Here is an 11,752-nt window from a genome sequence, read left to right on the forward strand (position 1 = left end):
TCCGTCGCTCAGGGCGCTGGCCGAGCATATCCAGCGCACGTACCCGTCCCTGGAACAACAAACCAGCCGTGCCGAGGCGCCTGCCGCCAGGCGGCCGGTACCGCCAGTGGCTGCAACCGAACCCAGTCGTCGGTATTCGCCGGCCAACCCAGCCTTCAGTCCTCAAACTTTGAACTTGGCGAGAGAGGGGCGGTTTCCGCTGCGCCAGGTGATTCACGAAACCCTGTGTGAAGTGCTGGAGCTTGAACGTACCCGGGTGCAGGACGACCAACCATTTGCCATCTACGGCTTGGACTCTATCAACAGTGTCGCCATGATTAATGCGCTCAATCAGAAGATAGGCCTTCGTCTTCCTGCCGCGGTGCTGTTCGACTTTCATTCGATTAGGGCGCTGACTGAGCATATCGAAGGTGTGTACTGCACCTTGGAGCAACAAGTTAACCGTGCCGATTCCCTGTCGACTGAACTTCCTTCGGTAGTTCAGGTGGCGGAGCAATTGCCGCGGTTGTGCCGGCAATTGCGAATCGAGGGCCCAGGGCAGATCGATGAATTGCAACCTATCGAAGCGCCCTTGCTGCCGCTTGGCCCGAATGAAGTGCGGATCGCGGTACGCGCCTTCGCCCTGAACTTCGGCGACCTGTTGTGCGTCAGCGGCCTGTATCCCACCCAGCCACCATATCCCTTCACCCCGGGTTTCGAGGCCAGCGGCGTGGTGCTGGAGGTGGGGGCGCAGGTGTCGCGGGTTGCGCTCGGCGATGCGGTGTTCGCCTTGGCTGGCGAAGCCTTGGGGGCCCACGCCAGCGTCATGACCTGCTCCCAGGACCGGGTGTTCGCCTTGCCGAAGGGGCTGTCGTTCGAGGAAGCCTGCGCGCTGCCGGTGGTGGCCTTGACCATGATCGCCAGCTTTGCCCGGGCCCAGGTCAAGCCCGGCGAGCGGGTACTGATCCAGACCGCCACCGGCGGCACCGGGTTGATCGCCGTACAACTAGCGCAGCAAGCGGGAGCGGAGATCTATTCCACTGCTGGCTCCCAGGAAAAGCTCGACTACCTGGCCGGGCTGGGGGTCGCCCACCGGATCAATTATCGCGAAGAAGATTTCGAGAAAGCGGTGTTGCGGCTGACCCAGGGCCAAGGTGTGGACGTGGTGATCAATACCCTGGCCGGAGATGCGATCCAGAAAGGCTTCAACTGCTTGGCGCCTGGCGGGCGTTATGTCGAACTGGCGATGACTGCACTAATGTTAGCCCGCAGCATCGACTTGTCGCGGCTCAACGACAACCAGGCGTTCATCAGTATCGACCTGCGCAAGCAGACCCGGGACAACCCAGTGCTGCTGCAAGAGTTGGCCGATGAAATGACCAGGTTGCTGGAGGCTGGGGCGATCCGGCCCACCTTGAGCCGGGTCTTCGATTTCAGCGAGGTGCAGGACGCCTACCGCTGGTTGGCTGACCGGCGCAATATCGGCAAAGTGGTGGTCCGGGTGCCGCAAGCCGCGGTCGTGCCGGAGCCTGCACCGCAGCTTGCCAGTGACTCGGGTCGGCCCGAACCGATCGCGGTGATCGGCATGAGTGGCCGCTTCGCCAGTGCCGATAACCTGGACGATCTCTGGCAGGTTCTCGCTCAGGGCCAGGATCTGCTGGAGGATGTGACGCGCTGGGATCTTGCGCGACATTTTCCCGCCTATGCCACGTATTGCCGGCGTGGCGGTTTCCTGCGCGACATCGATTGCTTCGATCCGCTGTTCTTCAATATCTCCGGGCGCGAGGCTAAGGTCATGGACCCGCAGCAGCGCCTGTTCCTCGAAGAAGCCTGGCGCGCCTTGGAGGACGCCGGGTATGCGGGCGTTAGCGGCGAAGGCTTGCGCTGCGGCGTTTATGTGGGCTGCGCTGCGGGCGATTACCAGCGGTTGTTGGAGAGCGACGCGCCGGCGCAGGCGTTCTGGGGCAATGCCGGTTCGGTAATTCCGGCGCGCATCGCCTATCACCTCAACCTGCAGGGCCCGGCCGTGGCGATCGATACCGCCTGCTCCAGCTCGCTGGTGGCGTTGCATCAGGCCTGCCAGGGGCTGCGCACCGGGGATGCCGATCTGGCTTTGGCTGGCGGCGTGTTCGTGCAGAGCACCGAGATGTTCCATCTCCAGGCCCAGCAGGCCGGTATGCTTTCACCCAGCGGCTGCGCCTATGCCTTCGATGCCAGGGCCGATGGTTTCGTCCCGGGCGAGGGGGTCGGCGTGGTCGTGCTTAAGCGCCTGTCCCAGGCCCTGGCCGATGGCGATGTGATCCACGGCGTGATCCGTGGCACAGGGGTCAACCAGGATGGCGCGAGCAACGGCATCACGGCCCCCAATGCTAATGCCCAGACCCGGCTGGAATTGGAGGTCTATCGGCGTCACGGCATCGAGGTCGAGCATATCGGCCTAGTGGAGGCCCACGGCACCGCGACGGTGCTGGGCGACCCGATAGAGGCCAGGGCTCTCGCTGACGCCTTCGCCCAAGGCGGCCATCGGGGCGCACCTTGCGCCCTTGGCTCGATCAAGAGCACGGTCGGGCACACGGCAACGGCGGCGGGCATCGCGGGGGTCCTCAAGGTGCTGCTCGCATTGCGGCATCGGCAGATCCCGGCGTCGGCACATTTCGTCAGTGCCAATCCGCACATCGATTTCACCCACGGCCCGTTTCATGTCCCCACACGTACCGAACAGTGGCGCAGGCCCGTGGCCGGGGAGCGGCTGGCGGCCGTCAGCTCATTCGGCTTCAGCGGTACCAACGCCCATGCGGTGATCGCAGAAGCCCCCGAACGGCCGGTGCAGCCATCGACCAACCCGCTGCATCTGGTGGTGCTGTCGGCCAGGACCGCGCCCCAATTAAGGCTTCAGGTGCAGAACCTGCTCGCCCACCTGCGGCGTGAGCCCGTTGAACCGGGGGCTATGAGCCACACCTTGTTGCTGGGCCGGCGCCACCTCGAACAACGCCTGGCCTGGGTCACCAGCGATGCGGATGCGCTGTGCGCGCAACTGCTGCAATGGCTTGACGCCGGCGAGCTGATCGACGGCTACAGCGGGAGCGTCGACGGCACCCAGGAAGCCTCCACCAAGGCCCAGGCCCAAGCCAACCAATGCCTGCAAGACAGCCGCGCGCCGGCCAATTCCGAGATGCTCCGAAGGGCGCTGCTGTCACTGGCGCAGCTGTATGTCGAGGGGATCGAGCTGGACTGGGCGCGATTGTTCCAGGGGCAGCGGCCGTGCCGGGTCGCATTGCCGACCTATCCGTTCGAGAAAGAGCGCTATTGGCCATCCAGCAAAAATCAAGAGGACTGGCAGGGCGACGCTCAGGCTCAACCGGCGCCACCCCAGGCGAAGCCGGGGGCTGCGCTCGTCACGATGGGGAATGTCAGCGTCAGCAAGCTAGCCGCGGCAACCCAAGCCAAACCCGGCCGTCTTAAGTTGCGCTCCCTGGAGCAAGACCTGGAAGCCCTGGACCACTTCGAACCTGAGGTTGCGCAGCCGGCACAACAGGCGCGGCCGTTGCGGCCACTGCGGGCAATGGCCGAGCCGGAAGATTCGGCAAACATCCCCCTCACCGAGCCGCAATCCGAGGCGCTGCAAGCCCCTGCCGAGCCGACGCCTGTGACTTCGGCGCAGGCAAGACAGCAGGCGCCCAATCCCGACCTCTGCTTGCTGGAGCAAGAGCTGTCCGAAAGCCTCGCCCGGGCGTTGGGCATCGACGCCGAGCGGATCCAGGCGGACAAACCCTTCGCCTCGATGGGCATGGATTCGATCATCGCCGTGGAATGGAGTCGCGAGATCAACAAGCACTACGGCCTGTCCATCGGTGCGACCGCGGTCTACAAGCATCCGACCCTGGCGGGCATCGTCAGCTTGGTGGCGACGCAGCTCGAGACAAACGCACCGAATATGGTGACGCCCCCTGTAGCCCAGGCCAGTACTGACCAAGGTCCCGAGGCGGATCAGGAACCCGAGCCTCGCCTCGATCAGGCCGCGCAATCCCCTCATGAGGTGCCGGAACAGGCGCTGGAGGGGATTGCGATCATCGGTATGGCCGGGCGTTATCCTGGGGCGGATTCGCTGGAGGCGTATTGGGATAATCTCGCAGCAGGCCGTGATTGCGTGCAGGAGGTCCCCGCTTCGCGCTGGGACGTGAATGCCTATTTCGATGCCGATGCGGGGGGGCCGGGCAAGATCTATAGCAAGTGGTTGGGCAGCCTGGACAATATCGACTGTTTCGATCCCCTCTTCTTCCGCATCCCGCCGTTGGAGGCGGAATTGATGGACCCACAGCAACGCTTGTTCCTGGAGGAGGGCTACAAGGCCTTCGAGGATGCAGGTTATGGCCCTCGGCTGCTCGGCGAGTCCCGGTGTGGGGTTTACCTGGGCATGATGGGCGGCAATGAATACGGTGAATGGGTACAACACTGTCGGGGCGCTGGGGATTTCACCGGCAGCAGCCCGGCCATCGCCGCAGCACGCCTGGCGTACTTCCTGAACCTGAAGGGGCCGGCGCTCATGGTGGATACCGCCTGCTCATCGTCCCTGGTGGCCACGCACCTGGCCTGCCAGGCACTGCGCAGCGGCGAGATCGATATGGCCCTGGCCGGCGGGGTGACGCTCTACCTGGCGCCGCAAGCCTACTTGGCGATGTGCAATGCACGAGTGCTGTCCGCCCACGGCCGTTGTCGGACCCTGGACAACGACGCGGACGGTTTTGTCCCGGGCGAGGGCGTCGGTGCACTGGTGCTCAAGCGCCTGGATGATGCGATTCGTGATGGCGACGCTATCCATGGGGTGATAACCGCCTCGGGCATCAATCAGGATGGCAAGACCAACGGTATCACCGCGCCCAGTGCCGCAAGCCAGGAGGAACTGCTGCGCGATGTCTACGCCCGCTATGGCATCGATCCCGAGACCATCGGCTATGTCGAGCTCCACGGGACCGGGACCAAGTTGGGCGACCCGATCGAGATGGAGGCGTTGTCCACGGTCTTCCAGGAGCGCACGCAACGCCAGCACTACTGCGGCCTGGGCTCGGTGAAGAGCAACTTGGGACATACCTCGGCGGCAGCCGGGGTGGCGGGCTTGCACAAAGTACTGCTGCAGATGAAACATCGCGAACTGGTGCCGACCCTGCATTACCGCACGCCGAACGAGCACCTGGATCTGCAACATTCGCCGTTCTTCGTCTGCACGGCGCGCCACCCCTGGCAACCCGGGGCAACGCCGGGATTGCGCGCCGCCGTCAGCGCCTTCGGCATCAGCGGCACCAACGCACATTTGGTGGTCGACGAATATCGTCCAGCACCTAGTGTCGAGCAGGGCACTGGGCATAGCCCACAACCCTCGCTGTTCGTACTCTCGGCCAGGCGCCCGGAACAACTGCGCAGCTGTGCCGAACGCTTGCTGGCCTATGTCAAACGCGAAGCTGCAGCGGATCTCGAAGCCATGGCCTACACCTTGCAGACCGGCCGCGCGGAACTCGAATACCGGCTGGCTTTCGTCGCCGATTCGCGGGCAAGGGTGCTCGAGAGCCTACAGGCCTTCATCGATGGCCAGGAGGTTGGCCAAGTTCAAACAGGCCAAGCGCGCAAAGCTGCGCCAGGCACCCAGGAAGGCGAAGGCTTGCAGGCCGGCCCAGCAACTCAGGACAACCTGCAGCGCCTGGGGGGCTTGTGGGTCGGTGGTACGCCGATCGAATGGCCGCGCCTGTATTCGGGCAGGCAGCCCAGGCGCCTGTCGTTGCCAACCTATCCCTTCGCCAGGGAGTCGCACTGGGTGCAGCCGGACGATGCCGTCGTCCGGCGCAGCGCCGCTGCGAGCACCACGCCATCAGCCAAACGCCTGCATCCACTGATCGAGCGCAATACCTCGAGCATCGCTGGCCTGCGCTACTCGACTTGGCTCGCTCCAGAGGATGAACTGGTGCGCGACTGTCACGTCGCAGGACAGCCCGGCATGCCGGCCATCGTCCTCTTGGAGTGGGCGCGGGCGGCTGTGCTGTTGGCGCAACGGTTGCCGGCCGATAGCGCGGTAACCCTGCAGGACGTGCACTGGCTACGGCCGCTTTTGGTCGAGGGGGCGCTGGAGGTGCACTTGGAGTTGGCGGCGGACGAACTGGGCCACATGCGTTTTCGGATCTTCAGCCTGGAGGCTGACAGCGAAGCGCTGTACTGCGCAGGAACCGCCAGGCCGCAGGTCGTGGCGGATCAGTCAGCGCCACGGGTCGACCTGGCCAGGTTGAGGGTGGCCTGCAATACCAGCGTCACGGGGCAGGCCTGCTACGCCCACCTGGAGCGCGGCGGCGCGGCCTACGGCCCTGGCTTGCGAGCCCTGCGCGAGTTCCGTCGGGGTACCCGGCTCGCATTGGGCGAGCTGCACAGCCCGGATGCCAACACAAACCCGGCCTGGCCGGAGGCAGCACTGCTGGTGGCGGGGTTCCAGCTGGCTGAGGCGTTGCTGCCGGGCGCTCGCGCCCTGGTGCCACCCTTTACGGTGGATAGAGTGCAGCGTTGGGGAGCCTTGCCTAAAAAGGCTTGGGTGATCGCGGTTCCTGGTACGGATGATCCGCAAGCGCAACCCCCCGTGAATATCGATCTGGCCGACGACGAAGGGCAGCTGTGCTTACGCCTGGAGGGCCTGAGTCTCGGTGAGCCCGTGAGTCTCGACAACGACCTGGCAGGAGCGATGAAATGAGCGGCGCAGCGAAGGTGGCGATCATCGGCGGCGGCCCCACCGGGTTGGCCATTGGCCGTGAGCTCAATGCCGCCGGCATCGACTTCGTCCTGTATGAGGCGGAAGCGGACTTCGGCGGCGTCTGGAACAGCGAGGGCGGCAGCGGTCGGACCTATCCGTCGCTGCACCTGATTTCGCCCAAGGCGAACACCCAATTTCCGGATTTCCCCATGCCGGCGGACTACCCGGACTATCCCAATCACCGGTTGATGCTGGCCTACCTGCGTTCCTATGCGGCCCGGTTCGGGTTGTATGAGCGGGCCCGGTTCGGCGCCCGGGTCGAGCGGCTGGAGCCCCACGGGCAGGGCTGGCTGGTGCACACCGCCCAGGGCAGTGGCGATTTCCATGAGTTGCTGGTGATCTGCAACGGCTTGCAGCGAAGCGCTTATTTCCCGTCGATCCCTTGCACCGGGTTCGCCGGGGAGATCCTGCATGCGGCCGACTACAAATCGCCCGACCAGTTGCGTGGCAAGCGAGTGCTGGTGATCGGTGGCGGCAACTCCGGCTGCGATATCGCCACTGATGCCGTGCATCACGCCGAGCGGGTCTACCACAGCACGCGCCGTGGCTACTACTACCAGCCCAAGTTTATCCACGGCATGCCCACCGCACTGTGGATGAGAGAGATCGCTGAGCGCTTCAGCAGCAAGGAAGGGTTCTGGCAGCACGTGCTCGAGACCTTCAAGGTGGCGAGTTTCGATGGCGCCGATTATGGCCTGCCCAAGCCTGACTACCCGATCAGCGCCGCGCACCCCATCATGAACTCCCACGTGCTGTTCCATATCGGCCACGGCGATATCGTGCCCAAGGGCGACGTCGCGGCCTTGCTAGAGGGGCAGGCGCTGTTCGTCGATCAATCCCGGGAACAGGTGGACCTGGTCATCTATGCCACAGGCTACAGCCGCAACCTGTCGTTCATCGATCCGCAACTCTTGCATTGGCGCGACGGCATTCCCGATCTGTTCTTGCATTGCGCCCCGCGCAACCACGACAACCTGCTATGCATGGGGTTCGTCAATGCTGCGGGCGGCTTGGGCGATGCGGCGAAAATCCAAGGCAACTTCGTCCTGAACTATGCCCGTGCGTTCCTTGCCAAGACCAGGGGGCTGGAGGAATTTAACGAGGCCAAGTGCAGCCAGCAGGTGGACCTTGGTCAGGAACATTTCATCAAGTCGCGGCGACACCTGTGGGAGGCCGACCTGTGGAAGTACCTGGCCCAGATCAGGACGTACAGCAACATGCTCAAGAACGTTTGAACCTACAGGAGGTGCTTATGAGTTCAGATAACCAGCAGAGCTCAGGACAAACCACGCAACGACCGTCTTGGCACGATGCATTTGAGGCCGACGTGCTGCGGCTAGTGGGCGACGCGCTCAAGCTGCGTAACTCGGAGTTGACATTGGACTCCGATATGTCGGATTACGTTGATGGCTCAATCCATGTTGTGGCTATTGTAAATACCCTTTCTAGGTTTTATGGGCTTTCCATTCCACCGGCTATTTATTTTGAGGCGGATGGACTTCGTGATTTATGCCTTATCTTGCGGGAGCGTCACTTGAATGAACTTGTGGGGTTTTATAGAGAAATCATGAGTGGGGCTTCAGGTTTGGGCTAATTTTCTTGAAACTGTTTCGGAGGTTGATGTCATGCGCTGCGTGGCCCATTGTCTAAATTGAGTGATATATGATGATAAAAAATTCATTGGAAATAAAAGGCTCGCTTGACCTGCTTCCGCCAGAGCCTATTGCCGTAATCGGCATGGCGGGTTTTTTTCCCGGGGCAAGTAACCTTCTTCAATACTGGGATAATTTACTCGAAGGCAGAGATTGTATTGTTGAAGTTCCGCCAGAACGTTGGTCGTTGGACGGCTTTTTCACGCCTCATCAGTTTAGGGGGGCGACGGGGGCGACAAGTTATTGTAAGTGGGGCGGGTTTCTTGATGCCGAGCAGACAAAAGAGCTGTTGGCTGCTGAATTTAATTGCGATGTAAAGGATAGGCAGAGCAAACTAATTTTACGAACGATCGGCGCGGCATTGCAGTCGCTGGAAAAAAGTTCATCGTCATCGTCTGAAGACTATCGGAAAACTACAGGGGTGTACGTGGGCGCGATTCCTTTTGTCGAGGACGCGAACATTGGAGCCTTTGAGATCGTAGGGAATGGGCAACTCGCTGGTGCGATTTCTAGAGCCCACGGTTTGTCTGGGCCTAGCATAGTGCTAGATCTGCATAGTGCCTCTGCGATCAGTGCTCTGCATCTGGCTTGCGCTGGGCTGCGTGCAGGTGATTGCGAGACTGCAATAGCCGCGGCAGGCATGATGCTCAACAAGGACCATTTTGTCTTTGGAAGCCAAGCAGGAATATTGGCTAATGATCCAACTTATCGAAGTTATGCTCAGGAAAGAAGTGGAATTATATTAGGAGAAGGGGCCGGAGCGGTTGTCTTGAGGCCGCTGTCCAAAGCTGTGGCAAATCAAGATCCAATACTGGCAGTCATTCGTACGACCAATCATGGTTTTATCGGTAATCATAATGTGAATAGCAGTGATGACCTGCTCATCTCCCTAGACTTTGAGAAAGTAACTAGTTTGGTTGAAGGGGCCATCATGCGTGCACGCGTGGATCCCCAGTCTATTAGTTACTTGGATTGCGCTGCTCCAGGCCTTCCAATTGGTGATGTGCTTGAACTTGAGGCCACCCTAAAAGCATTCTCCAACTTGACGTCGGCTAAGAATTTTTGTGCGGTCGGCTCGGTCAAGCCAAATATCGGCCATCTCGCTGCTGCATCCGGAATATCCCAATTGATCAAGGTAATACTGCAGATAAAAAACAAGAAAATATCACCTATGATAAAAGCACTTCCTATTGATCGTGAGATAAACCTTGAAGATACAGCCTTTTATCTAAAGCATGAACTCGCTGAATGGAAACGTCCGGTGAGGCTTGTGGGAGGAGTTGAGTACGAACACCCCCGAAGAGCCTTAGTCAATTCTTTCGGGTATGGGGGTTTTTTTGCGTGCGCGATTGTTGAGGAGTGCTTGGAGGAGAGCAGGGGTTAACTTAGCGTCATGGATGTTTTGCGCTTGATCTGTGGAAGTGGTTTTGGAAGTTCCGCTATTGAGGTGCGTGCAAGTAAATAACGGGAGTTGGTTTTTCTTCGTGTGACGTTCTTTGTTCGAAGTCTTGAGCGTTTGTATGCAGAGTGAAACCGTAGTGAGGGTTACTATGATCGAAACCGGATACCACACCCTGCGTGTGCGCCACGAGGACAACATCTGCTTCGTGCAGCTGTATCGGCCCGAGGCCAACAACACCATCGACGATCGCCTGGTCGCCGAGCTGGCCGACCTGCTGGAACGACTGGATGAGCGCGTGACGGTACTGGTGCTCGAAGGGCTGCCGCAGGTGTTCTGCTTCGGCATGGACTTCGCGCTGGTGCGCAAGCTGGCCAACGACCCCCAGGCCAGTTCCAGCGTGCTCGATCCGGCCACCCTCTACGACCTATGGCTGCGCCTGGCGACCGGGCCGTTCGTGGTGCTGTCCTACGTGCGCGGCAAGGTCAATGCCGGTGGTGTCGGGTTCGTCGCCGCCAGCGATATCGTGATCGCCGACCAGAGCGCCTCGTTCAGCCTTTCGGAGCTGCTGTTCGGGCTGATGCCGGCCTGCGTATTGCCGTTCCTGGAGCGCCGCATCGGCCCGCAGCGCGCCCACTACATGACGTTGATGACCAGCGCGATAGGTGTTGACCAGGCCCTGGCCTGGGGCCTGGTGGATGCCTGCGCGGCCGATGGCGACAACCTGCTGCGCAAGCACCTGTTGCGCTTGCGGCGCCTGTCCCGGCCGGGGGTGGCGCGCTACAAGCAATTTCGTGGCGCGCTGTGCGGCGCGCCACGACTCGATCGCGACGCCGCGCTGGCGGCCAACCGGCAGGTGTTCAGCGATCCGCAGAACCTTTCGAACATCGTGCGTTACGTCGAGACGGGCGCGTTCCCGTGGGAGCAGGTGTGATATGAACGACGATCTGGTACAGCTCGAGCAGGTAACGCCAGCGATCGTGCAGGTCACCATGACCGATCGCATCCACAAGAACGGATTCTCCACTGGCCTGGCCCAGGCACTGATCCGCACCTTCGAGACGGTGCGTAGCAATCCGGCGTGGAAGGTGGTGGTCCTGACTGGCTACGACACCTACTTCTGCACCGGCGGCACCCAGCAAATGCTGCTCGAGCTGGCCGACGGGCGCGGCCAGTTCACCGACTACCCGATCTACGAATTGCCGCTGACCTGCGAGATCCCGGTAGTGGCGGCCATGCAGGGGCATGCGATTGGTGGCGGGCTGGTGTTCGGCCTGTTCGCCGACCTGGCGGTGCTCAGTCGCGAGAGCGTATATGCGGCGAACTTCATGCGCTATGGCTTCACCCCGGGGTTCGGCGCGACCCTGGTGCTGCAGGAGAAGCTCGGCCTGGCGCTGGCTCAGGAACTGCTGATGACTGCCGAGAACTATCGCGGCGACGAGCTGGCCGGCCGCGGCATCCCGTTCCCGGTGTTGCCACGGGCGAACGTGCTGGCCCATGCCCATGAACTGGCGACGCAATTGGCCGAGAAACCCCGGCATTCATTGGTGACCCTCAAGGCGCACCTGACCTCTGGCCTGCGTGCGCAGTTGCCCGCGGTCACGGCCCGCGAGGTGCAGATGCACGAGCAAACCTTCCATCACCCCGAGGTGCGAGAGCGCATCAAGGCACTGTTCGGCAACTGATTAACCATTGCCCGGTGCGATATTCCTTCAATAGCGAGGCACAAGCATGACCAGAGAACAGGTATTCGAATTGATCGTCCGTCACGTCCGACAAGTGATTCCCACCCTTGCCAGCCATGCGTTCACCCGCGGCGACCGCTTGCGTGACCTGGGTGCGAACTCGGTGGATCGCGCGGAAATCGTGATGCTGGTGCTGGAGTCGCTGTCCCTGAGCATTCCTCGGGTGGAGCTGTTCGGCCCGGGCAATATCGGC

The 11,752-nt window shown here is 61.6% G+C and carries 7 protein-coding genes and 1 pseudogene; all 8 read left to right on the forward strand.

Going from position 1 to position 11,752, the window contains the following annotated elements:
* Positions 1-208: 208 nt before the first annotated feature.
* Positions 209-394, forward strand: a pseudogene (locus CAG11_RS34645) (acyl carrier protein); the annotation flags it as partial.
* A 30-nt stretch (positions 395-424) separates the two neighbouring features.
* Positions 425-6,703 carry a beta-ketoacyl synthase N-terminal-like domain-containing protein gene (locus tag CAG11_RS32640; protein ID WP_256578825.1) on the forward strand — a complete coding sequence of 2,093 codons (6,279 nt, stop codon included), beginning with the start codon at positions 425-427 and terminating at the stop codon, positions 6,701-6,703.
* Positions 6,700-7,998, forward strand: coding sequence for an NAD(P)/FAD-dependent oxidoreductase (locus tag CAG11_RS32645; protein WP_085600783.1), 1,299 nt, complete (start codon positions 6,700-6,702; stop codon positions 7,996-7,998). Before CAG11_RS32640 ends, CAG11_RS32645 begins: the two co-directional genes overlap by 4 nt.
* Before the next feature lie 17 nt (positions 7,999-8,015).
* Positions 8,016-8,357, forward strand: a complete 342-nt coding sequence (locus CAG11_RS32650; RefSeq protein ID WP_085600785.1) for an acyl carrier protein — start codon at positions 8,016-8,018, stop codon at positions 8,355-8,357.
* Positions 8,358-8,425: 68 nt separating this feature from the next.
* Positions 8,426-9,799, forward strand: coding sequence for a polyketide synthase (locus tag CAG11_RS32655; protein ID WP_085600787.1), 1,374 nt, complete (start codon positions 8,426-8,428; stop codon positions 9,797-9,799).
* A gap of 166 nt (positions 9,800-9,965) precedes the next feature.
* Positions 9,966-10,748 (forward strand): enoyl-CoA hydratase/isomerase, encoded by a 783-nt coding sequence (locus CAG11_RS32660; protein WP_085600789.1) that lies wholly within the window; start codon positions 9,966-9,968, stop codon positions 10,746-10,748.
* A gap of 1 nt (position 10,749) precedes the next feature.
* Entirely contained in the window at positions 10,750-11,499 is a 750-nt protein-coding gene (locus tag CAG11_RS32665; protein WP_085600791.1) for a polyketide synthase, read from the forward strand.
* 46 nt (positions 11,500-11,545) lie between these two features.
* Positions 11,546-11,752 (forward strand): acyl carrier protein (locus tag CAG11_RS32670; RefSeq protein ID WP_085600793.1); only part of this gene is annotated, 207 nt, incomplete at its 3' end.

The organism is Pseudomonas sp. B6(2017), assembly GCF_002112765.1.
Lineage (GTDB): Bacteria > Pseudomonadota > Gammaproteobacteria > Pseudomonadales > Pseudomonadaceae > Aquipseudomonas > Aquipseudomonas piscis.

Excerpts from the sequence above, each read along its gene's own strand:
- CAG11_RS32645 (WP_085600783.1), top strand. The coding sequence starts at position 6,700 with ATGAGCGGCGCAGCGAAGGTGGCGATCATCGGCGGCGGCCCCACCGGG.
- CAG11_RS32650 (WP_085600785.1), top strand. The coding sequence starts at position 8,016 with ATGAGTTCAGATAACCAGCAGAGCTCAGGACAAACCACGCAACGACCG.
- CAG11_RS32655 (WP_085600787.1), top strand. The coding sequence starts at position 8,426 with ATGATGATAAAAAATTCATTGGAAATAAAAGGCTCGCTTGACCTGCTT.
- CAG11_RS32660 (WP_085600789.1), top strand. The coding sequence starts at position 9,966 with ATGATCGAAACCGGATACCACACCCTGCGTGTGCGCCACGAGGACAAC.
- CAG11_RS32665 (WP_085600791.1), top strand. The coding sequence starts at position 10,750 with ATGAACGACGATCTGGTACAGCTCGAGCAGGTAACGCCAGCGATCGTG.